The 23,573-nt window shown below is 41.3% G+C and carries 20 protein-coding genes; 12 read left to right on the top strand and 8 right to left on the bottom strand.

The annotated features are described in order from the left end of the window. Positions 1 to 214: 214 nt before the first annotated feature. From GXP67_RS22030 to GXP67_RS21985, 10 genes are all read left to right on the top strand, one after another. Positions 215 to 1,261 (top strand): sensor histidine kinase, encoded by a 1,047-nt coding sequence (locus GXP67_RS22030; protein WP_162445118.1) that lies wholly within the window; start codon positions 215 to 217, stop codon positions 1,259 to 1,261. Then, the gene (locus GXP67_RS22025) at positions 1,258 to 2,004 is read left to right on the top strand and encodes a LytR/AlgR family response regulator transcription factor (RefSeq protein WP_162445117.1); all 747 of its coding nucleotides are present in this window, start codon (positions 1,258 to 1,260) and stop codon (positions 2,002 to 2,004) included. The genes GXP67_RS22030 and GXP67_RS22025 overlap by 4 nt, the downstream gene beginning before the upstream one ends. Positions 2,005 to 2,115: 111 nt before the next feature. Beyond that, the gene (locus tag GXP67_RS22020; RefSeq protein ID WP_394351943.1) at positions 2,116 to 2,895 is read left to right on the top strand and encodes an acyl-CoA desaturase; all 780 of its coding nucleotides are present in this window, start codon (positions 2,116 to 2,118) and stop codon (positions 2,893 to 2,895) included. A gap of 235 nt (positions 2,896 to 3,130) precedes the next feature. Further along, positions 3,131 to 3,421 carry a hypothetical protein gene (locus GXP67_RS22015; protein ID WP_162445116.1) on the top strand — a complete coding sequence of 97 codons (291 nt, stop codon included), beginning with the start codon at positions 3,131 to 3,133 and terminating at the stop codon, positions 3,419 to 3,421. Positions 3,422 to 3,606: 185 nt separating this feature from the next. Continuing rightward, a complete protein-coding gene (locus GXP67_RS22010) occupies positions 3,607 to 4,704 on the top strand; it encodes a hypothetical protein (protein ID WP_162445115.1) in 1,098 nt (365 codons plus the stop codon). Positions 4,705 to 4,869: 165 nt separating this feature from the next. Continuing rightward, complete coding sequence (locus GXP67_RS22005) at positions 4,870 to 5,130, top strand: hypothetical protein (RefSeq protein ID WP_162441256.1); 261 nt, start codon at positions 4,870 to 4,872, stop codon at positions 5,128 to 5,130. Between the two features lie 184 nt (positions 5,131 to 5,314). After that, the gene (locus GXP67_RS22000) at positions 5,315 to 5,545 is read left to right on the top strand and encodes a hypothetical protein (protein WP_162445114.1); all 231 of its coding nucleotides are present in this window, start codon (positions 5,315 to 5,317) and stop codon (positions 5,543 to 5,545) included. Between the two features lie 38 nt (positions 5,546 to 5,583). Further along, positions 5,584 to 5,760 (top strand): hypothetical protein, encoded by a 177-nt coding sequence (locus GXP67_RS21995; RefSeq protein ID WP_162445113.1) that lies wholly within the window; start codon positions 5,584 to 5,586, stop codon positions 5,758 to 5,760. A 59-nt stretch (positions 5,761 to 5,819) separates the two neighbouring features. Beyond that, positions 5,820 to 6,860, top strand: coding sequence for a uroporphyrinogen decarboxylase (hemE, locus tag GXP67_RS21990; RefSeq protein ID WP_162445112.1), 1,041 nt, complete (start codon positions 5,820 to 5,822; stop codon positions 6,858 to 6,860). A gap of 67 nt (positions 6,861 to 6,927) precedes the next feature. After that, positions 6,928 to 7,245 (top strand): hypothetical protein, encoded by a 318-nt coding sequence (locus GXP67_RS21985; protein WP_162445111.1) that lies wholly within the window; start codon positions 6,928 to 6,930, stop codon positions 7,243 to 7,245. 336 nt (positions 7,246 to 7,581) lie between these two features. Here the strand turns inward: GXP67_RS21985 and GXP67_RS21980 are convergent, their stop codons facing one another. Further along, the gene (locus tag GXP67_RS21980) at positions 7,582 to 11,532 is read right to left on the bottom strand and encodes an AAA domain-containing protein (protein WP_162445110.1); all 3,951 of its coding nucleotides are present in this window, start codon (positions 11,530 to 11,532) and stop codon (positions 7,582 to 7,584) included. 49 nt (positions 11,533 to 11,581) lie between these two features. On the opposite strand from GXP67_RS21980, the gene dacB reads away from it, so the two are divergent. Beyond that, complete coding sequence (gene dacB, locus GXP67_RS21975) at positions 11,582 to 13,111, top strand: D-alanyl-D-alanine carboxypeptidase/D-alanyl-D-alanine endopeptidase (RefSeq protein WP_162445109.1); 1,530 nt, start codon at positions 11,582 to 11,584, stop codon at positions 13,109 to 13,111. Between the two features lie 14 nt (positions 13,112 to 13,125). Here dacB and GXP67_RS21970 read toward each other — a convergent pair whose 3' ends face one another. Then, positions 13,126 to 16,254 (bottom strand): PVC-type heme-binding CxxCH protein, encoded by a 3,129-nt coding sequence (locus GXP67_RS21970; RefSeq protein WP_162445108.1) that lies wholly within the window; start codon positions 16,252 to 16,254, stop codon positions 13,126 to 13,128. 268 nt (positions 16,255 to 16,522) lie between these two features. Here GXP67_RS21970 and GXP67_RS21965 point away from each other — a divergent pair, with 268 nt between their 5' ends. Next, the gene (locus GXP67_RS21965) at positions 16,523 to 18,286 is read left to right on the top strand and encodes an SLC13 family permease (protein ID WP_162445107.1); all 1,764 of its coding nucleotides are present in this window, start codon (positions 16,523 to 16,525) and stop codon (positions 18,284 to 18,286) included. A 58-nt stretch (positions 18,287 to 18,344) separates the two neighbouring features. Here GXP67_RS21965 and GXP67_RS21960 read toward each other — a convergent pair whose 3' ends face one another. The 6 genes from GXP67_RS21960 to GXP67_RS21935 all read right to left on the bottom strand — a co-directional run bounded on the left by GXP67_RS21960 (position 18,345) and on the right by GXP67_RS21935 (position 23,542). Continuing rightward, the gene (locus tag GXP67_RS21960; RefSeq protein WP_162445106.1) at positions 18,345 to 19,607 is read right to left on the bottom strand and encodes a M28 family metallopeptidase; all 1,263 of its coding nucleotides are present in this window, start codon (positions 19,605 to 19,607) and stop codon (positions 18,345 to 18,347) included. 60 nt (positions 19,608 to 19,667) lie between these two features. After that, on the bottom strand, positions 19,668 to 20,342 hold the full coding sequence (locus GXP67_RS21955; protein ID WP_162445105.1) for an energy transducer TonB: 675 nt from the start codon (positions 20,340 to 20,342) through the stop codon (positions 19,668 to 19,670). Positions 20,343 to 20,491: 149 nt separating this feature from the next. Further along, entirely contained in the window at positions 20,492 to 21,175 is a 684-nt protein-coding gene (locus GXP67_RS21950) for an energy transducer TonB (protein WP_162445104.1), read from the bottom strand. Positions 21,176 to 21,244: 69 nt separating this feature from the next. Then, complete coding sequence (locus GXP67_RS21945) at positions 21,245 to 21,628, bottom strand: VanZ family protein (RefSeq protein WP_162445103.1); 384 nt, start codon at positions 21,626 to 21,628, stop codon at positions 21,245 to 21,247. 64 nt (positions 21,629 to 21,692) lie between these two features. Next, on the bottom strand, positions 21,693 to 22,073 hold the full coding sequence (gene gcvH / locus GXP67_RS21940) for a glycine cleavage system protein GcvH (RefSeq protein ID WP_162445102.1): 381 nt from the start codon (positions 22,071 to 22,073) through the stop codon (positions 21,693 to 21,695). 113 nt (positions 22,074 to 22,186) lie between these two features. Beyond that, positions 22,187 to 23,542, bottom strand: coding sequence for a galactokinase (locus GXP67_RS21935; RefSeq protein ID WP_162445101.1), 1,356 nt, complete (start codon positions 23,540 to 23,542; stop codon positions 22,187 to 22,189). Positions 23,543 to 23,573: the final 31 nt, after the last annotated feature.

Below are 23,573 nucleotides of genomic sequence, written 5' to 3'. Positions count from 1 at the left end.
ATCAGGAATCGGCACTGCCAGAAAAGTATCTATGCTGAGAGGCTAGAGCATAAAACGGAAGAATTTCTGAAGAGTTTACCTGATGTATAAGCCGGGTTTTTAATCTTCTTTTATCACATCAGACAAGGTAAGCGTATAGTATTAACTATATAATTCCAATGCTTTCTCATTAGATTTGCACCTAAATTAATTGTGTCACGTCTATTACCAGGGTATGTATCCAAAAGCTATACAGGTGGAAGAACGTTTCAAATATACCTTTCGCATCAGGTGGACGGCTTTGCTTGGAGCGTTATCCTTTGGTATTGTGGTTCCTACTTTCTTCATTCCTTTAGAACTGGGTTCCAGTGCACACCTGCTTTCTATTCTGGTGGCTACCCTTACCAGTTATGTGATATGGGAAGGCAGCAAACTGATTCAGGCGCTTGTCTTGTTCTTTGTTCCCTGGGAGAAAAGTATCGGTAAACACCTGGCCCACGAAATCGCCTGGATATTTGTATTTTCTTCGATGATGCTCATTGCTGGTATTCTTACCTATGGCTACCTGGTATCGGCTGTCAATATTACGCTAGGAGTAATCCTTCAAAACATTATTGTTTCTTTTCTGCTGGCGCTGGTATTTATTGCGTTTAATGAGGGTACCTTTCTGTTTGGCAAATGGAAACAGTCGCTGCTGGAACAGGAAAGACTACGTCAGGAAAACCTCATTGCCAAGGTAGAAGGCCTGAAAAAACAACTCGACCCTCATTTTTTGTTTAACAGCTTAAGCGTACTTAGTGGAATTGTATATAAAGATCCAGTACTAGCCGATCAGTTTATTACCAAACTATCGCAGGTATACCGCTATGTGCTGGAACATAATGAAGAAACACAGGTGAAGCTGAGCAAGGAAATTGAGGTGGTAAAAGCCTATTGTTTTTTACTCAACGTGCGGTTTTATAACAAAGTCATCCTGAATATAAAATTACCAGACACTCATTTTTATGTTCTCCCCATGTCGGTACAATTGCTGGTGGAAAATGCGGTAAAACACAACCGTATCTCAAATGACCAGCCTCTGGCGCTCCAGATTTACCAGACTGACGATGTCTTGTGGGTAGAAAATAACCTGAATGTAAAAGAGAATAAGGAAGAATCTACCGGAATCGGGCTAAAAAATCTGGAAGCCAGGTATAAATATGTCACTGGCAAATCAATTATGATTGAAAATACCAAGGAAGTATTCCGGGTAGGTTTGCCTCAAATTCAACAAGGAGAATGAAAGTAGTTATCATAGAAGATGAATTTTTTTCTGCCGAAAAGCTGAGCCTCCAGCTTCACCAGATAGATGCGTCCATTGAGGTAGTGGCTATTCTTCCTTCTGTAGAAAGTGGATTAAAGTGGTTCCGGACTAATCCCGAGCCTGACCTTATCTTCTCCGACATACAACTGGAAGACAAAGAAAGCTTTGAGTTGTTCCGGCAGTTGCCTATTGAATCGCCTATTATTTATACCACGGCTTACAGCCAGTATGCCATACAAGCCTTTAAACAAAACAGCATAGATTACCTGCTCAAACCCATAGATGTAGATGAACTGAGGGCTGCCCTCAAAAAATACGAAAACCAGACCTACCGGCTGTTGAAAAAAGGCCTGAGGTTTAGTATGGAAAAGCCGAAGGAAGATTTTAAAGAACGCTTTCTGGTAAAAAAAGGCAATAGTCTGGCAGTAATCCGAACGGCTGATATTGCTTATTTCAAGAGTGAACAGAAACTTAGCTTTCTTCTTACCTTCGACAATCATAAGTACATTATTGAATCTACCCTCGATCAAATTACCGAACAGGTAGATCCCAAACGCTTTAACCGCATCAGCCGCAGCAGGCTCATTTCCCTGGATTGTATCCGTAAAATTCATCCTCATTTTAACGGCCGCCTGAAGCTGGAATTACAGCCGCCTGAAGAGGAAGAGGTGTTTGTAAGCCGCGAACGGGTGCAGATTTTCAAAGACTGGCTTAATTCCTGATACCATCCGGTTAGATATTTCTACAGGTCGTCGACGCAGGGCTACCAGTCGTCTGATTTAGTTGGGTATTCTTAGCAGGAAAGGGAATATTTGAACAAAACGCAATAACATATGATCGCTATATTAATCTTCTTTGCTATCCACTGGTATGGCTCCTTGTTCTTCCAGACTTTTTTCCTGCACCGTTACGCAGCTCACCGGGCATTTACAATGTCTAAAGGCTGGGAAAAGGTATTTTTTGTACTCACTTTTATATTCCAGGGTTCTAATTACCTGAGCGCCTATGCCTATGGTGTGATGCACCGTATGCACCATGCTTTTGCCGATACTGAAGAAGATCCACACTCACCCAAATACAGCACCGGTATTTTCGATATGATGTGGAAAACCTATACATTTTATAATGCCATCCGGACCAGAAAAGTAGAAGTAGACGCTAAATTCACGGTAAACGTACCTGACTGGAAATCTTTCGATGATTTTGCTTCACAGCGCTGGGTACGGATTGCCTGGGGAACCTTGTATAGCTTGTTCTACATTGCCTTTGCTCCTTCCTGGATCTGGTTTTTATTATTGCCTTTCCATTTCCTGATGTCTCCGATCCATGGTGCCATTATTAACTGGTTTGCTCACAAAATCGGGTATATTACTTTCAAGGTGAAAGATACTTCCAGAAACCTGATGCCGGTAGATATATTTATGATGGGAGAAGGTTTCCACAATAATCACCATACGCATGGTAACCGGGCTAACTTTGCTTACAAATGGTACGAAATTGATCCTACGTACCAAGTAATCAAATTATTTAATCTGATAGGAATTATTCAGTTACCTAAGAAGAAAGCCACTAACACTGTTTTTCTGAAAACAAAAGAAGTAGTAAACGCTTAATACGATAATTCACTTATTTGCCTGAAAAGCCTGACATAGTATATGTCAGGCTTTCTTGTTATGCCCAATTCATAGTTTCCTATTCGCCTCTAACCTTTTCTGGCGGGCTTCGTTGGATTATATGTATCTGGCCAAATTATATCAGATTTTTATAATAATTAATATTTTTATAATTTATATAACTTTACCAGCTATTTATAGTACAATATATACTAACCTTTGACCAGAACATCCTATGGATTCCTATAAATTAACACATACCCTGCTTGCTGAACATTATTTTTCGGAGCAGCAGGTGATAGGTAACATACAGAAGAACCTTGTAGCCTATAATCAACTGCTGAAATCAGCCGTTATTTTATTGATTTTTATCTCTGAGCTGGACGATTTTGCCTTTGAATTGAAGCAGGAATTAAAAAATGCTATTTACCAGCGGGCAGATAAGCATATCTTTTATAACTTGTACGAACGCATTCAGGAAGCCTTATCTAACAGTGTGCAAAAACATCCGGGCAAGAGGAGCTAAGAGGATAAGTCTGTAACTAATGAATCTGGCTGAAATTTAGATATCAGCTGTACATATGCTTTTTTGTTTGAGAGGAGTCAGGGTAAGAAACAAATTACCTATTTCTGCCTGGAAACAGGCCGGACTCCTGCTATACAGTACCTACCTTGACATACCTATTGCGTATAACTCAAAAAAGTAAACTTATGGAAAACCAACCCCAATCAAACAAGCAGTATAAGCCCATTAGCTCTGATTTCTACGATGAATTAGAAGCCTGCGCTACCACCCAGCAGATTTGCGAAATTATATACCGTGACGAAAACGGTGAAGAAACCAAAATGATCAGCCGGATTCTGGATTTGTATACACATGACCATGTGGAATTTGCCAAACTCGAGAATCAGGTGATCCGCCTGGATAGTATTATAAACGTGAATGGAAAATCAGAAGGCCATCCCCAGGTTGACCTCGATCTGCTTCAGCAAGACATGTTACCTGCTGATAGAACCGATAACCAGCCTATGGCTTTCAACCAGACTTCCACTACATCCAGTGATTTTACAGCAGGTACACCTGTTGAAAATATAGGCAACAGCAGTTTTACCGAACATGGCGACCGTAGTATGGGCACCACACAACCAGCAGACGAACTCACTGACAACCGTTTTGTAGGCGATATCTCTCATATTGGCAGTGCAGGTACTGTGGCAGAGCAGGCAGATGCAGTATACCAGAGCGAATTACACCAGAGTCCGCTTGTAGAGGATAATTTACTGGGCGAAACTATTCCTGCCGATCATACGGCTACTGAATATCCGGTGCAACTGGATGAAGAATCGGATTTTGTACACCGGTTTACTACTTCCGTAACTCCCTTTCTGGTAGCTGAAAACGACGTTTATTCCTTCACAGCCGACCGGATGAGAAACAGGTTGTATGTGAAGGCTTTTCAAAGCTGGGATGACCAGGAAGATGTAATGGAAATTGGAGGTTATTTTAACAGAATTGCCCCCTTAATGAGAGGCACGTTTACCTTATTAAATGACCTGACAGCCCTCGAACCAGATGAAAGTGGCACGTTGATGGCACCAGCTTTTCCAAATAAAGATGTACTGCTCGATGCCGGATTGGTAAAAGTGGCCGATCTGGTGCCCGAAACCTGCGATACCCTGGTACACACCCTGCATTCGTTTTCGGTAAACTCAGTGCGGCTCAGGTACTTCAAAGACCGTTCACAGGCAGAACACTGGCTGGGTGACGAGCACCGGGAGATAGGTACCCCTGATGGATCAGCCTATTAATTTCCAGAAGTAAAGCTACTCCAGATAACATCCGTTTGAATTAGTTTAGACATGCATTCCAATAAAAAAGGCTTTTTTGTAAAAAGGCCTTTTTTATTGTAGAACTTGTTTGACATTTATTCGTTGAAACGAACTATCCACTATAACTAACCATAAACAATAGCCATGAACAATTTTTTCAGAGCCCTAATTGCGGGTGCTGCCGCCAAAAAATTTGGAGGGGGATGCCTAGGTACTATCGTTATTTTTATTCTCGTTTGGGTTGCCCTTGGGTATTGTAACAATACATCCAAACGTAGAGAACCTGTTTATAAAGAAAAAACAGGCATAAATATCAGTAAGCCTGCAAAACAGATTTCTCTCAACACACAGTCGCCAAAGGTTTACCACTATAGTAGGCAAATAGGCAGCAAAGCTGTTTTATAATTTATCTGCTTTCATGAAATGGTAAGTTTTGTTGCTCCCTAACAAAACTTACCACTATTACCCTCCTTCATGCTGATAATTAAAAAAAGATTCGTAGTATACATATTGTTCTTACGAACAATATCGAGATGAAGCAGTAACGATCTTTTGGTTAATAAGCTTCGTTACAACTAAACCAAACTACATGTACACTGGATACTGGGTAGAAAATCGACGCATACTAGGGCCACAAGACTCAGGAAAATATTGGATCAGTAAGAATTATATTCATGGACCTCTGCATAACATGAAGTTCTGGGTAGAAAATCATATAATTTTTGGTCCGTGGGATTCTAAACAATATTGGATCGATTTAGACAAAGACGGACGAATTTACGGCCCGGATTCTGTTTTACCCTGGCAAAAAAATGTATAAGCTTCAGAATGTTATTCCCGATTCTGTCAAACAAGCCTATGAAAAACATAAAAAACAACCCTTCTTCTAATAAAAGTGGGGATACGTTTACACCAGTTGTCACCAGTATGGCTATACTTACTGGAATATTTGTAGCCATTCAGGCTTTCTATTTCAGAGATTCACATTCATTGCCACCTTTACAAAATTCTGCTCCCAAACACCACATATTTTAATCTAATACACACCTAGGCTATAAGTTTTCAAAGCTATAGGGTTTGTCTATATTTGCTGTATGCAACTGAAAAATGATTTACTGCTACGAGCCGCCCGTGGTGAAAAAACCGAACGGACCCCTGTGTGGCTGATGCGTCAGGCCGGCCGTATTTTACCAGAATACAGAGCAGTACGGGAAAAACTAAGCGGTTTTATTGAACTGGCTACCACACCGGAACTGGCCGCAGAAGTCACTATTCAACCGGTGGATATTCTGGGGGTAGATGCTGCTATTATATTTTCGGATATTCTGGTAATTCCCGAAGCCATGGGATTACCTTATGAAATGCAGGAGAAACGGGGACCTCATTTTCCTAAAACCATTCAAACCCGGGCTGATATTGATAACTTAAGAATATCGGATGCAGCAACAGACCTGGGCTATGTGCTGGAAGCAATTCGGATTGTGAAGAAAGAACTAAACGGACGGGTGCCGCTTATTGGTTTTGCCGGTGCCCCCTGGACTATTTTTTCCTATATGGTAGAAGGCGGAGGATCAAAAACTTTCTCTAAAGCAAAAAAAATGCTTTATACGGAACCGGAACTTTCCCATTTACTACTTCAGAAAATCACCGACAGCACCATCGATTACCTACAAGGACAGATAGCCGCCGGAGCAGACATCATCCAGATTTTTGATTCATGGGCAGGCATTTTAGCTCCGGATCAATATCATACTTTTTCGCTGCCCTATATTGCCCAGATTTGTAATGCAATTCAGCAGGTGCCAAAAACAGTGTTTGCCAAAGGTGCTTTTTTTGCGAGAACTGCCATGAAGACATTGGATTGTCAGGTTGTTGGCCTGGACTGGAATATGGAAATAGAAGAATCCAGAACGTTGCTGGGACCAGATAAAACCCTGCAGGGTAACTTAGACCCATGTGTGCTATATGCTTCTTATCAGCAGATCGAAACCGAAACAAAAAAAATGCTGCAGGCGTTTGGTCCTTACCGCCACATTGCTAACCTAGGACATGGCGTATATCCGGATACCGATCCGGATAAGGTGAAATGTTTTATTGAAACCGTGAAAGAATATTCACCTGCGTTTAAATTTTAGTCTTTTGTAACAACTCCTTACGCTGATTTTGAGTATACATGCTTTACATTACTAACCAACATCAGATATGAAACCCGATCAAATTGTTACTCAAATAGCCGCAAGTGCCGGTATTACGCATGAACAGGCTGAAGCTGCTTATAGTGCAACTTTAAACTTTATAAAATCTAAATTACCGGATTCTGTAAGCTCCCAGGTTGATGGCTTAATGAATGATCAGGAATTTAATTTCTTTGCGGTAGTTAAAGATAAAATTCAGGATTTGAAAGAGGATGTAGGAGAAACCTTTGAAAATCTGAAAGAAGGAGCAAAAGATAAATTTGAAGATTTAAAGGATGGAGCCAAAGGGGTGGCAGGTAAAGTCTTCCACAAAGACCAACCCTAATTTTTTAGCTCATAAAATTAATTTACATCTTTATTAGCTCATACAAGCTGTTATTTACTATGAATAACAGCTTGTTCTTTATCATTATACATTTATATGCATTTATAACTCTTGTCCAGGCTTGTCTTATTACTGTTGCTTTCGCATTATATTTTTTAGCAGGCATTCTTTTGATATTTCCGGGCTGATATTTTCTATTCTTTGAATCAGATGGAAGCTTTCCCAGAATATAAATCTGAAATAAACAGTGGTGATTAAATAAAAACTAAACACACTCTGCTTTTCTCCATGATTCAATAGCTAAACAAAAAATCTTCTAATCTATAATCATCATGATTATTTAACTACCTTCTCTTGCAATTTTTGTTTATCCCGCCAGTATTCCCGGCTGTAAACTCGTACAAAAGGCCAGTTTTTCTTTTTGAGTAAAAATGGTGTATACGCATGGGCGTCTTTGGTAGAAAGGCTCTGGAAGTATAAATCATCATCGGTAAGCACCAAGGAGTGGTACATATCCTGTTGCTTCACAGTTAGATCGGCAAAAGGCAATTCTTTCTTCAGGTTGTCACTCCATGCAGGCAACTGGTCTTTTAGCAGCAAACTGGCCCGGAAATTTTCAACTGGTTTAGGTATTGGGATATACGCACCTTCTGACACCTGCCAGGCATATTCCAGGTACTGTTTGAGCAGTTTAGGACCTTTGTGCAACGTATCCTCTGTTTTCAACTGGACAGGCAGAATGCTACTAATCATAATAATCTGTTCACGGGCACGGGTAACCGCTACATTCAGCCGGTTTTCTCCTCCCTGCATATTCAGGCTGCCAAATTGCATCGCTAGTTTGCCTTTGGCATCTGGTGCGTAGCCTATGGAGAAAATGATAATATCCCGTTCGTCTCCCTGTACATTTTCGATGTTTTTCACAAAAAGAGAGGCAGGCCAGCTTTTGCCTGTTGACTGTGCTTGTTCTTCCAGCAAATCCTGAATGAGTTGCTGCTGCATAAAATTGAAGGTAACAATACCAATACTTTTCTCCGGATACCGGCTCGCCAGATCATGCACACATTCTACTACTTCCTGTGCTTCGATTTGATTGGTATTATTCTGCCAGATACCTTCAACTTTAATATACCGTATGGCAGGCTCCCTGCTGTTAATCTGGTGCCTGTCTGGAAGCAGTTGCAAGGTATTTTTGTAAAAATGCTTGTTTGAAAAATCGATTAGTTCCAGCGACTGGCTGCGGTAATGTCCATTGAGCTGAATCTGTGGGAAGTATTGTGCGGCCAGATCAAGCAATGAATCCACTTCCAGTTCTGGTATATCTTCCGTAGTATCTTCAAAACGGACCCGGTAAATATCGCCCGGTGGCAGTTGCTGGCTGTCTCCGGTTACTACTATTTGATTCCCTCGGTAAATAGCCGGAATTCCTCTCTCGGCAAAACACTGCGAAGCTTCATCAAATATTACCAGATCAAATAATTGCTCCATCTGAAATATAGCTGACACAGATTCCGGAGAAGCCATCCAGCAGGGAATCAGGCGGAATATTTCTGCGGAAAAAGCTGAAAACAATCTTCGCATTTGCCATATGTGGCGTTTTTTACTGGTCTGATGTTTTAATTCCCTATACGTAACCAGATTACCAAGCCGGTTATATTCCAGATCCCGGTAGGTTTGCTCACGGGCTTTAAGTAAAGCTATTGCCTGCCCGGTCTGCATCTTTTTGAGAATACTTTCCTGCAACTGTTTTTCAGTCTGCTCTAGTTTGAGTGTAGAAACTGTCCTTAGAATGGGAAATTTGTTTTCAATATGGTTGATCCAGGCGATCCGTAAGCTATTATCAAATAAGGCGACTATGTCGGTTTCCTGCGGTTCATTTTCTGCGAACTTCCATAAGGAAAAGGTAATTTCCTGTTCTACTGGTAACATTTCCGTTTTGAGGCGATCTAACTCACTCAGGTTATCAAAATCGTTTTGCAAAATTGGAATCAATATAGAGGCTAATGACTGATTTTCCTGTAAACGGCTGATCTGGCTGTCACTCAGATAATTTTTCCAGTGTTTCTTTGTATGAACGGTTTCTTCAACTAAGGCATATAGCGCAGATATTTTCGCCTGAAAATCAACCAATGGCAATTGCAACAAAGCCGGATGTTGTTGTAAAAAAGGGATTTTCCCGGCCATTTTTTTCGCCTCAATAGCCTTTTTCTGATTCTCAAACCATTCCTGAACCAATGATAATTCATACAGATTGTGTATGGTTCTAATCCCATTTAGCTGTCCTAGCAATTCATCCGCTGCTATCCGGTTGGCTATCTTTTGCGATAAGATTTCCAGATTTTCCTGGCGCAAGTCTAATCCATTAGCGGTAGCCAACGTTTCTATCTCCTTTTTATCCCCGGAAAACCATTGCCAGAATAACCAGCTAAACAATCCAGACCGGGCTGAACGGGCTTTTGCCAGCTTTTGATGCTTTAAAGCTAATTCACCGGGGGCAATTGTCTTTTCAATACCTACGCCTTGCAAATAACTGGTTAATTCACGTTCTGTAGTTTCTATCCAGCTTGCATCACCAGCTTTCTGATTCCGGCTTGAAAGCAGTTGCAGAAATACATCCCACTGAGTCTGGTTCTGAAAAAGATGTAGAAAAGCTTGCAATGATTCCACCTGTGTTTGCAAAGCTTCTGTTTGATCAATGGACAATGGTTTACCGCAGATTTTCTCTGTTTCCTGTTCTATTTTTTGTTTGAAAGGATATACCTGCGAAATAGCTTGTATGATAGCACTCAGGTCAGTATAAGAAAAATTGATGAAGAAGATACGGTCTTTCAACGGATAATCCTGCGTTTCAAACTGCCGGGCATAAGCCTGGTAATAACCTAATTTTTGCAAAAAATCAGAAAGATTTTCGAAAGTAAAGTGCCTGTAGTTGGTATCCAGGGGAAGATGCGGCTCCGTAATATCGCTGGTTAGGTAGAGTTCCTTTACCGACAATCCGCATTCAGCAGCATCGAATAACGCCTGCCGGAATTCTTCCAGTTCCTGCGATAATTTATCGATCTGGCGGCTTTCCTGTAAAAAGGTGCGTTCCAGAAAAATGGCATCCAGGCTATTATTCTGCTCTTTATAGGCGTCTATTTTATCAATTTGCGATACAATCTGCTCATAAATGGCTTTGCGGTCGTGTTTAAAATCGTGTACTAAAGCCGAAAACTGTGCTAAGCCAGATTCTTTCAAACGGTCGTATACTACATCCAGAGCTACTCTTTTCTGGCACACCAGCAATACTTTTTTACCCCTGGCTATATAATCGGCGATCAGGTTACAGATCAACTGCGATTTTCCGGTTCCTGGAGGACCCTGGATTACCATCGACTGGCCGCTTTTAATAGCCTTAATGGCATTCTCCTGTGAAGCATCTATGGCAAAAGGGGTAAAGGTATGTTCTTCCTTAATAGGTAATGCAGTAGTGGTATCCTGGCGTTTGGTGAGAAAAAACTCTTCCAGGCTTTGAACCTCATTCTGCTGCAAGAGAATCTGGTAATCGGGCACCAGGTAAGAACCAGCCTGCGGAAAAATGCCCAAAACTGCCTCCGGAAATAATTTAAGTTCGCCGGTTTTTTCCTGGGCCTCAAAGTCTGCTTTTAAAAACCGTTGAAATGACTGAAGTTTATCCGTAAATAAATCCTGATTAAAGTTTATTTCCAGCGGACTTTGTTTGAGCAATTCATAGAGTTGGGTACGAAATATCCGGCTATCTGCATTAAAATCAGCAAAACCCGTTTCAATCCACTCATCGGATATAGTTACGTTATTAAAATACGCATAGGCGAGCAAAAAACTTTTATTGAGCGTAATTTCTTCTTCGGTTCGCTGCAAAAGCATCCAGCGGTTCTGCCGCAATTCCAGGCTTACCGGAAAAAACAGCAAAGGGCAGCGGATGAGTGTTCCATCGGAAAGTTTGCCCCGGATCATCGGATAGCCCACATATAAATCACGGGCACCCCGTTCTTCTTCAATAAAATTTTCGGTACGGTCGATTTTTTTTAATATGGTACTGGCTTCATTTACTTTGTCAAAACGGCTGTCTTGTCCATCACACAAATAGATGCTTTCTTTTCCGGCAATCAGCTGAGCAATAAGCTCAAAGGAAGGTTTATTGTTTAAAAAATCAAGTTCGTTCAGATCAAAAAACTGGCCGGCAGGCAAAGTGAGCAGCAACAGCGATTTATTGCTCGAACTTAAGTTGGTGAGGCGCTTTAAATAGTGCTTGAGTATTTTTTGCATAAAACCTGTACAAAATTCGTATGATACATAAAAATTATTAGATTTCCTTATGCGCTTTCCCTTTCAACGACTGGCCAGTTATAGTTGTATGGCCTTTGTTCTGATCTGTGCCTGTGCCCAGACACCCGAAAATGATACTCCTTCAAAACCGCCTGTTGCTGTTTCACTGAGTGATCTGCAAACGGCTGTACAAGACCTGGCTAACGATCCGGCAATTAAACATGGACAAGTTGCATTTTCGCTCAAATCATCCAAAACAGGCAAAGTCATATACGAATTCAATGGTGACAAAAGTGTAATCATTGCTTCTAATCTGAAATTAGTCACTACGGCTACCGCACTGGCAGTACTTGGTGCCGGGTATACTTTCAAAACAGAATTACAATATGATGGCGTATTAGGTACAGATGGCGTATTGAAAGGGAATATTTATATTCTGGGAGGTGGAGATCCGGTACTGGGTTCTGATAAGGTGAAAGGCAGTCTGGCAACCGGCCCATTGATGGAGGTATGGGCAGATAAGATTAAGGAGGCTGGCATTACCCAGGTAAATGGGGCGGTGATTGGAGATGGAGATATGTATAACGATAACGTAACACCGGGCGGATGGGTATGGTCTGATATAGGAAATTATTATGGCGCACCTGTGTATGGATTAAATATTAATGATAACTTATATACCCTCTATTTCAAACCTGGGGCTAAAATAGGTGATCCGGCCAGAATTCTGCGTATAGTGCCCCCTATGCAACAGTTAGAAATAATCAATGAAGTAACTACCGGTAAAGCTGGTTCTGGCGATAATGCCTATATTTATGGCGCTCCTTATACCTATTTACGGCAGATTCAGGGCACCATTCCGGCTGGCGTAAATGAATTTGATATCAGAGGGTCCTTGCCAGATCCTGTAACATTCTGTGCCGGTTTACTTCAGCAGAAACTCACTCAAAAAGGCATTAAGGTAAGTCAGATGGCTATTTCTACCAGGCTTTTACGCATGCGGAAAACGAAAATCAATACAGACCGCAAGCCGATTTTTGCACACCTATCTCCTCCCCTTTCTGCCATTGTAGAGGAAACCAACCTAAAAAGCATGAATCTCTATGCAGAAGCCATGGCAAAACTCCTGGGCGTAAATATCTTTAAAGATGGTACTACATTCAGCGGAACAGAGGCGATTGTAAAGTTCTGGAAAGAGAAAGGCATTCATACCGATGGTTTTTTTATGCGCGATGGAAGTGGCCTTTCACGTACTAATGTTATCCGGGCTACTACGCTTACTGATATATTAAACTGGTGCGCCAAAGATTCCATTTTTGCACCCTTATATAACTCATTGCCTGTGGCCGGTGTATCGGGTACTATGAAAAATATAGGCAAAGGAACAGCCGCAGCCGGGAATATACGGGCTAAAACAGGAACACTCGAACGGGTCATGAATTATTCCGGCTACTATTATAACAAATCCGGCGAACTCATGTCGTTTGCCATTATTACCAACGATTATGTCAGTGAAAGCTCTGCCCAGATCCGAAAGAAGATAGAACGCATCATGGTAGTGATGGCTGGCTTATCATAAGAGAACCTTGTTATTTATTTCTCCTGTAACAAAAAAACCAGCAAGGCATCAAAGTCTTCTTTAGAAATAGTGGTACTGAAATGATCTGGCATCAATGTATAGGGAGAAGCTACCTTTTCCTGAATATTCTGTTGTGGGATAGAGAATTCCTTGCCAGACACATCTGCTAACACCAGCGATTGTCCTTCATCCCTGCGGTAAAGACCAGATACCATTTTACCATTTTTTAAGGTAATATTATACATCCGGAAATTTTCGGTAATGTTCCGGTTAGGGTCTAGAATTTTAGTGGTCAGGGAGTGTCTGCCCCAGTTTCCAATGCCGTCCAGCTGCGGGCCAATTAATCCTCCTGTTTTGTCGATCTGGTGGCACATGCTGCAATTTTTGATAAATATTGCTTTCCCCATATCCGCTGTTTTGCCTGCCGGGGTAAATTCAGCTATTCTTTTTTCAATCAGTTTCTGGCGTTCTTCACTAATGGGCAGTATACCGGCTGTTAGCTGGTCAAATTCTTTTTTTTGCTCTGGTTGTATGCCAGCCAGAAAAAGATCCTCTACATTGCGGGACTTTAACACTCGGGCTGGTGCTTCACCCTGCCTGATTAATTTAATCAGTTGTGGTTTTCCTGTCGTATCGCTTACCAGTAAACCGGCTATTGTCTCCTGCACTTCATAGGGGGCTGTTTTCATATTTCTTACAAGCAACGACCTGACTTTGGGTAATTTTGACTGTGCTAGTGTTCTGGCCATCCGCTGGCGCATGGCTATTGTTTCTTCGTTATCATCAAGTGTGTTGGCTATCCATATAGCATAATGTTCCGGAGCTATGGATATGAGCGCTTCAGCAGCGGCATGTCTTGTTTCGTCGCCAGCATTACGGAAAGCAAACAATTTTCTAAGCTCTGGCAACAAAGAATCTTCTTTATATAATTCTGCCATCTGTGCCGCATATACAAGCCGTTCTTTCAGCTCTTTGCTCAAGGACTGATTATTATCCGGAACCTGTAAAAGAAAATGAGTTGCCAGCCCTGTATTCCACTTTCGTAAGGCTTCTATTTCATTTGATTTACCTCCTCTTTGCTCTATACCTGCATTTACCGCTTTGGCCAGGGGATAATGGTCTTCCAGATAACTTCCGGTCTTGTTTTTTACGAAATCAATTACTTCATCTATTTCGGATGCCGGCATATTACGGGTAACTGATTCTATATACACTGGAAAACGTTCTTTGGGGTAATTATAGGTTTTTAAATAGGTGAACAAATATCTGCCAGCCTCCCATGATTGCATATCGGCCGCAATCATAGCAATAATACCAGCACTTTGTTCGTCCCATTTCTCCCTGGCTACTTGCTGCATAATTCCCTCTCGCTGCAAATGATTTTTAATGCTGAGTAATACCGTATACCGCAGATGCGTATCATACGCAGGCACCTTACTTGCCAGACTGACCAGTTTACTAAGGTTTTGTTCACTGGGATGCCTGCCCAGCACTTCAGCAGCAGCCCGTTGTACATGTGGATTTGAATCATCCAGGCTCTGCATGGCCAGAGTTCTCAATGGGTCAGTGAGTTTATTGTGATTAGCTGCTATTTTAAAAGCATGTACTTTTACCCGTACATCCGTATGTTTTATTGCTGATACCAGGATAGGCTCCGGAAGGCCATTGAGCCGATATAAAGCCCACAGCGATTGAATCAGCCCATTAGTAGCTATGTTCTTTGTGCGTATATGTTTCTGCAAAGCTGGTATCGCCTGTTTGCCAAAACGGTCTACCAGGGCATCAGTGGCTTTCATTCGGGTTTGGAGTACTTCATTAGATAAAGCGTTGAGTAATTCTTCCTGGCTCATACTCGAAAAATCCAGAATGGGACTAAGCTTATTGCCTTTGTAGGTAATTTTCCAGATCCGGCCACTAATCCGGTCTCTGCCGGGATGGTTTAATGGAACTTCGTAATGGCCAATAATGCGGTTATAAAAATCAGCAATATACAAAGCCCCATCTGGCCCTACCTTAATATCTACCGGCCTGAACCAGGGATCTTTACTTACCAGAAAATCTTGTTTGCGTGTGGCCTTGGGGGTTGATCCATTAAATGTCATTATATTTCGGCTGATGCGGCACGTAACTACGTCACCAGAATAAAAGCTATGCTGGTATTCGGCAGGGAAATGGGTATCAGTATAATACACCAAACCTGCTAATGCGGTAGAATTCAGATCATAATCCATCATCGTAGGAGCAAATCCCATACTTCGTTCCCTTTTCCCCCATTGGGTATAATCTCCGCCCCATATTAACTGGTAAATAGGCAATGTATGGCAATCGGCTGAATAATGGTAGCCCATTTCATCGAAAGCAGAGCCGAAGGGATTGATTCGCCCATCCGTTGTTTTTTCTACCCGGCTGCCATCTAACCTGAAACGGAATGTATTTCCCGAAAACATCTTGATAGAATCTCCGTCGGTGCCTGCTATAAGGGAAGTATTGGCAAATCCATGAGAAGCATGTATCCAGCCGTCAAAGCCCCGTACCAAATTATTGACCATGCCATGCGTATCCTTATGGCCAAACGCACCTAACATCACCTTCCGCTTATCCGCCTTGCCATCATTATCTGTATCATACAACCGGTACACATTAGGAATACTATAGGCAATAGCGCCCCCTTTTACTGGCATAATCCCAATAGGAATGTTTAAATCACTGGCAAAATCCTGAATCTTATCGGCTTTTCCATCGCCATTTGTATCTTCCAGTACGGTGATCCGGTCACTGCCTTCACTGGGTCCGGCTTCTATTGGATATTCTGAAGATTGGGTTACCCACAAACGTCCTTTTTCGTCGAAAGCCATATTGATGGGCTTGGTAATATCCGGCTCAGAAGCAAACAGTGTCACTTCAAAATCCGGAGGCAGAATAAATTGTAAGCGTTCCTGCTCTGGCGTTCTGAATTCGCTGGTACGTACATGTTCGGCGTAAATGGTATCCGGCTTAACCGGAAGGTAATCAGTGGCAGGATTACTGGCTTGTGTAGTAGAAAGGGGGCTGGCAGAATCTGCTGTTTTTTGAGGCTTTACACAGGCTTGTGCCAGTATAAGCGATAAGGCTAAAAAAAACAGTTTTTTAGTAATGGTACACATTGGCTTAAAATATATAATACGGCAATCGAAAGTAGTCTATTAGAAATGTATCATTTTTTAATGAATTTGTATAATGATTGAACAGAAAATAATTAGGCTATTTTTAGAAGGCAAAATAGTTACACAGAACACGTTATCAGGAAATAATTGACATAAGCTTTATAAATCAGCGAGAGGGTTCTGTTTTTAAAATAAATTATATGTAATTTTTCATCCTGGTTTAAAAAGAGGATAATTTTCCAACCGTTTCATTGCATCAATTTGTATTATGGAGATTGCTTTGGTTTTAGGATTACTGGTGGTAGCTATTATATTATTTGCCACAGAAAAATTGTCCGTTGATATTATAACCCTGATCCTGTTAATTATACTTGTTCTGTCTGGTATCCTTGTTCCAAAAGAGGCATTTGAAGGATTCAGCAGTGATTTTATCATTATCCTGGCTTCTATCTTTGTCATTAGCGGCGCCTTGCGGGAAACTGGTATGCTAGACCGCATCGGTGCCAATCTTACTACCATTACCCAAGTAAAACCGGCTGCGCTGACATTGGTTATTATGGGTATTACCGGCTCTATTTCTGCTTTTATGAATAATACTACGGTTACTGCGCTGCTGGTAGGGCCAGTTATGGGAATATGCCGGAAATTGAACATCAGCGCATCTAAAATATTAATTCCTATGGCGTTTGCTTCTATTCTGGGTGGTACCTGCACCTTGATTGGTACGTCTACAAACGTAGCGGTAAGTGGATATCTTATACAGGCAAAATTAGCTCCGGTAGGTATGTTTGAGATATTGCCTATGGGGCTGATTATGTTTGGTACCGGGGTTCTTTACATCTGGGCGGTAGGCAGACGTTTTTTACCTGACCATAAAGATTACAGCCTGACAGAAAATTATGCCATCCGGGAATACCTGAGCGAAGTAGTGGTAGTAAAAAACTCTCCCTTGATCGGGCAAAAAATTGTAACCTCTAATTTGAGTGGCTTAGATATCAGAATATTGAAGCTGATCCGAAACAAGACTCAATACTTTCCACATCCTTATCTGGTGATCGAAGAAGGCGATATGCTGCTGGTAGAAACAAAAATTGACCAGTTACTGAAAATACGCGAAACCAGTGGCATTGAAATTAAGGCCGATACCCTGAAAGACATTACCATTGAAACAGCTGATATTCAGCTGGCAGAGGTACTTATCACAAATTCAGAGTCGGAGCTGGTAGGTTTAACTATTAAAAGTGCAGGTTTCCGCCAACGGTATGGCCTGGTAGTACTGGCCATTTACCGGCATGGCCAGACACTACGGGATAAGATCAGTAGTATAGAACTTCATCTGGGAGATTTGTTGCTGGTTCAGGGTACTTCTAACCGGATTCAGGCCATCCGGGAAAGACATGATCTGGCTATTATGGGGGAGGAATTCACCCCTATCAAATACAAGGAAAAAAGAGGCTTGTTTACGGTAATTACTTTTATGCTGGCAGTGATTATTGGTTCTCTGGAATTAGCTCCACTTTCCATATGCTTTTTGATGGCCGCTGTACTAACGGTGCTGAGCAAAGCCATTCCCCTGGAAAAAGCCTATACTGCCATTGACTGGCGGCTTCTCATATTAATCGGAGGCATGAGTGCTTTTGGGAAAGCCATGGAAAAAACCGGCGCTTCAAACTTTCTGGCTATGCACATTGTAGACCTGCTGAGTCCCTTCGGAACGATTTCTATTCTGGCAGGATTTATTTTACTTACTGTATTTCTTACGCAGCCTATGTCTAATGCAGCCGCAGCGCTGGTGGTGTTACCAATTGCCTTGCAAACCGCTCAGCAACTAGGTGCCAATCCAAGATCGTTTGGGATAGCCATTATGCTGGCCGCTTCTGTTTCTCTGGTTACCCCTTTTGAGCCTTCCTGTATCCTGGTATATGGTCCGGGAAAGTATAAGTTTATGGATTTTTTTAAAACCGGTTCTGTACTTACCTTACTCCTGATAGCCTTACTTGTTATTTTTGTACCTATTTTCTGGCCATTTTAACTGATTAATGTCTTATTGATCTTTTGCTCAATTGCTTAGGCAAAATACTTCTGATTTTTTACAAAACCCGGATAAAATCTGTAAGCAGGCCAAATAACTGTGTATACTTTGTGAGGGGCAGTGTTTCCGGACGGTCGTATACGTCATGATAGGCTTTGATTCCGCCTAACGTATAAATGAATACTGCTTTTACGCCTTTGCTCACAAAAAAATAATGATCAGAATTGGGAGCATTAGCCCGTTTATTTACTTTCGATACATATCCTTTCTCCTGGTTAATCTGCGTAAGCAAGTTAAATTCACGGGGTAAGGCTACCGAATTTACTACGGTTATCCCATCATCACCTGTGCCTACCAGGTCCAGATTGATCATAAATTTGATCTCGGCAAGAGGAAATAATGGATGCTGTGTATAATACCTGGAACCAATCAGTCCGGCTTCTTCGGCACCAAATGCAATAAACGCCATAGAATACTCCGGCTGATTTTCTGGTAAGGAATAATAATGTGCCAGTTCCAGCAACATACTGGTCCCGCTTGCATTATCATTGGCACCCGGAAAATAGGTTTTGTTCCCCATGCGGCCCAGATGATCGTAATGAGCAGACACAACAATAAATGAATCAGGCCGGGTTTTTCCGGAAATATACCCGATTACGTTCTGCGACTGATAATTTGAAATCAAGGTGGCATCCAGGCGGAATTTAGCTTTGGAAGCATTGGAAGGCAGAGTTTTACTAACCATTTCAAATGCCGGATGGCTTTGTTGTTTGTTAGATAAACTAGCGGTCAGTTTTTCCGGATGTAGTTCGATCAGCGCCCTGGCTTCGTGCATTTTGTTCAGATATTCCCCAGGTAATTCGAGTAGTTTGTTTTGGTGCTTGGATTGGTAAACAAGTATATTTTTCCTGAAATCAGTTTGCAGAAACTTCTGCCTGGCCTGCTCCTGGGTAAATATAAGCGTATCCAGGTAAACAATTTTTCCACTGCCTTTTCCTTTGGCAGAAACCGGATTTACTATATAATCTTTGCCTGGCGTCAGTGTCTGTTTATCTATCTGGAGCTTTACCTTTTTAGGAAAGGTATTAATATCTAATGGGAAATATTGTAAAAAAGTAGTTCCGAAAGATTTAAGCCCCATTTGCCGGAATTGCTCCCCAATAAAACTGGCTGCCACCAGATCGCCTTTATTTACATATCCCCGGCCATGCATGGCAGGCGAACAAAGGGTATCAATGTTTTTTTTGATGCGGGCCATATCCTGCGCCTGCACTAAAGCTGGCCACAGCAGCATACCAAAGCATATACAATATCTAAGCATCCTGTAAAAATAGAAAAGCCCGCTGAGTTACGGGCTATTTCTGTAAGATAAACTAAATAATTATCCTAATTTGAATATAATAGGAACAGACATCCGAACCCGTACCGGACGGCCTCTTTGCTTGCCAGGAGTCCATTTTGGAGCATTATTAAGCACCCGAATAGATTCTTCATCACAACCACTGCCTATGCCTTTTAATACTTGTACGTCGGTAATACCACCATCTTTATCTACTACAAATTGAACAAACACTTTTCCTTCTACGCCCAATCTTCTGGCCTGATCCGGATATTTGATGTTTTTACCGATGTATTTATAGAATGCTTCGTAACCTCCTACCGGAGCAGGCTGAGTTTCAGCAATAAGTAATATTTCTGTAGTTTCTTCATCTTCAATGACAGGAGCAATTGGAGTGGGAGGCACAGGAGGATCTACTACAGCTTCCAAAGAAGTTTCTGTTTCTAAGTTTATTAATTCTTCTTTTATGTCTTCCTTAACCTCTTTTATTTCCGGAGCTACCACTTTCGGAGGTTCCGGAATCTTATTTTCTATAATAGGCATCATTTCCAATTGCTCTGGCTCTGATGGTTTAGAAATATCTACATCCGATAATTTCTCATATGTTTTCCATTCGAAGGCAACCAAACATAGAGCAAGCGTGATGATCATTCCAATGTTAAAAAACAAGCTTTTTTTGCGGGATAAATCTGATTCGGGGTTCTTTTTGAGTTCCATGAGAATGCTGTTTAGGGTGAAAAGGAAAATATGTTTACTTTATTCCTATGATGCATCTCCCTGGCAGATTCCATAAGGCTTACAAAAATATTTTCGTAAAAATAAAAAAGCCTGGTTTCCCAGGCTTTCTATATATCAGTTAACTAATATTATCCCAATTTGAAGGCAATCGGCACCGACATACGTACGCGTACCGGACGGCCTCTTTGCTTACCTGGTGTCCATTTTGGAGCAGATTTTACTACCCGAATGGCTTCTTCATCACAACCAGAACCGATACCTTTTAATACATTTACGTCCGTAATACTTCCATCTTTATCTACTACAAACTGTACGAACACTTTTCCTTCCACGCCCATTCTTCTGGCCTGATCCGGATATTTGATGTTTTTACCGATGTATTTGTAGAATGCTTCATAACCTCCTACCGGAGCAGGCTGGTTTTCTACCACCTGGAAGATCTCGTTAGTTTCTTCTTCTTCTACTACTGGTGCAGCAGGTGCAGGCGGAGCAGGGGGAGCTACTACCGTTTCAGGAGTAATCTCCGTATCCAGGTTTACTAGTTCTTCTTTTATTTCTTCTTCATCTGGTACCTCTACGATCTCAGGCTGCTGAATTACAGGAGGAGGAGGAGGAGGCATCTCAGTGATTGGAATCTCTATTAATTCTTCAGTTTCTACCGCTTGTGCTTCATACTCTACCTGTGAAAGATCATCGTAGGATTTCCATTCAAAGGCAAGCAAGCACAGGCCCAAAGCAACTATCAATCCGATGTTCATAAACAAACCAGACTGGCGAGCTAAGTCTACCTTTTCATACTTTTTAACTTCCATAATCTATTTGGGTTTGGGGATAAGTTTAAACTTGCAGATATCAAAAATAATTTTTTTTTATTATAAATACTAATCAGGGAGATTAAATTTATAAACCATGTAAAACAAAAAACTTCCTAAGAAACATCCTATCATATTGGCTAACATGTCCCTCGGCTCAAAAGTTCGGTCAGGAATAAAGGATTGAATAAGTTCAAGCAAAATTCCATAGGCCATACCACTCATCAGCGCCATTTTACCTGCTTTAAACCGCAGCCATATATAGGTATGCTGTTTGGCAAGTCCGATGTTAAGTAAAAACACCAGTATGGCAAATACAAAGAAATGAGCAAATTTATCGAAAGTAAGCAGGCTCCAGATATTAGTATCCGGCATATTTTTACCAGGCATTAATATCAGCATTAGTATGAGTAATGCCCAGGCAAAAGTAAATACGTTATATCTGAAAAACATTCCGCTGTTGTTAACCAGGCTATATCTGTTTATGCAAAAATAGCACTTTGCCTCTTTCCTCTATTTAAGCGCCAATTACTGCTCCATACGTATTCGCGCTTAACAAAGATTCAAGCTGCTGTGTATCAGTAATGCTCATTTTAATCATCCAGCCTTTGCCATACGGATCAGTGTTTACCAGCTCAGGATTAGAATTTAAAAGATCATTTACTTCCAGCACAGTTCCGGTAATAGGAATAAAAAGGTCTGAAACGGTTTTTACGGCTTCTACAGTTCCAAATATCTCATTTTGCTGAATCTCCTGGCCTTTAGTATCAATTTCAACATATACTATATCTCCCAGCTCTTTCTGGGCAAAATCAGTAATGCCTACATAGGCTATATCGCCTTCTACCCTGATCCATTCGTGTTCTTTGGTATACCTTAAGTCTTCTGGTAAATTCATATAAGTTTAGAGGATTTAATGTTTTTTTAGGGCTTAAATATAAGTACTAATCCTGAATAATTATTTTATCAAAGCAAAAAATAGGTAAACTATTGGGTTGAACCGCATTTTATTCAAGGTTCGAAAAAGGTTACTTCTTTGTTATATTTTTCCTGGTATTGCCGGTGAATTTTACGGGCAGTTTGTAAGCCCTCTTCACCTTCACAAAGTATACATACGGTTCCCCCGCTCCCACCACCAGTGATTTTAGCACCATATACTCCCTGATGCTGGTGTTGCCGAACAGATTCAACCAGCTCATCGGTATGGTCATCGCCCAGGCCACAAACGCTATAACCAGTATGAGACTGATACATGAGTTCACCCAGTTGTTGCAGACATTGTTTTCTGTGCAAAGGATTGGTTACAACAGACAAATAGTGAAGTAATACAGAAAAGGTATGAACCCTGAAATTTTCGTAAACCGGATGGCGGGTACAATCCAGTATGGCATAAAATTTATCGTCCAGCACTTCTGTAGCCGTATCTAGGTGAATAAACTGATGTTGCTTAAAATATTTTCCATGCATTTTATAAGGTAACCGCAGTGCAAATCTTTCTTCAAAAATAGAAGGCGTTATATTGGCTACATACCCATCAAATGGTAATCCTTTCCTGGTTGAATTCAGTTTAGCTTGTTCCAGCTCTTTGGGCATTACACCTACTTCTCTGGCAATCATTGCATATCCCATAAAAGCAGCCGTACGCACTTGTGAATAGGAGGCTGCTCCTACAGAATGACGGATACCACTATCAATACCAATAAAAAAGATATTTTCTGGAATCGGAAGCGGTTCATACACTATATCTGGCTGGCAAAGAATAGGCAATAATTTTCCCGATTCACCCAGGTAGCACGCTAACTGATCCATTAATCCGCAGGGAGCGCCAACCACCAGATTTTCGGCCTTCTGGGCTAATAGCGGGAGTTCTGTTTTACCAAATTCAATCTGGTAGGCCTGGGCGATTGCTTTTAATACCGCTACCTCTAAGGCTGCTGAAGAGGAAACACCTTTGCCCAATGGTACCTCAGTATGTATGAATATATCAGCACCAGTTATCTGTATATTTTTTTCTTTCTGCACCACCAGAAAACAGCCTATGATGTAACCAGCCCATCTTCCATTTTCTGTTGTAGCCAATTCTTTTCTGGCAAAGGCATAATCTACTTCTCGGCCATTTTTTAATAGCGAATGATACGCCACCGAACAAGCTAATACCTCTCCATTACTTTGCAGGCTTTTAATATTCAACTTATCATCATCCCGTAAGGCCAGTTGTACAGTTGTTTTCTCCCGGATAGGCATTTGCAACACCATAGAGCCTGAATAATCGGCTATTCCTCCCATTACATCTATACGCCCTGGAGCAGAAGATTGATAAACAGTATGTGTAGTATTGAAATAGGTAGCAAATAAATGATCTGGCATAGGAACAGATTCAGCTTAAAGAATAGTTTGC

It is taken from the genome of Rhodocytophaga rosea, assembly GCF_010119975.1.
Classification (GTDB): Bacteria; Bacteroidota; Bacteroidia; order Cytophagales; family 172606-1; genus Rhodocytophaga; species Rhodocytophaga rosea.
This window is presented reverse-complemented; position numbering and strand designations above follow the sequence as displayed.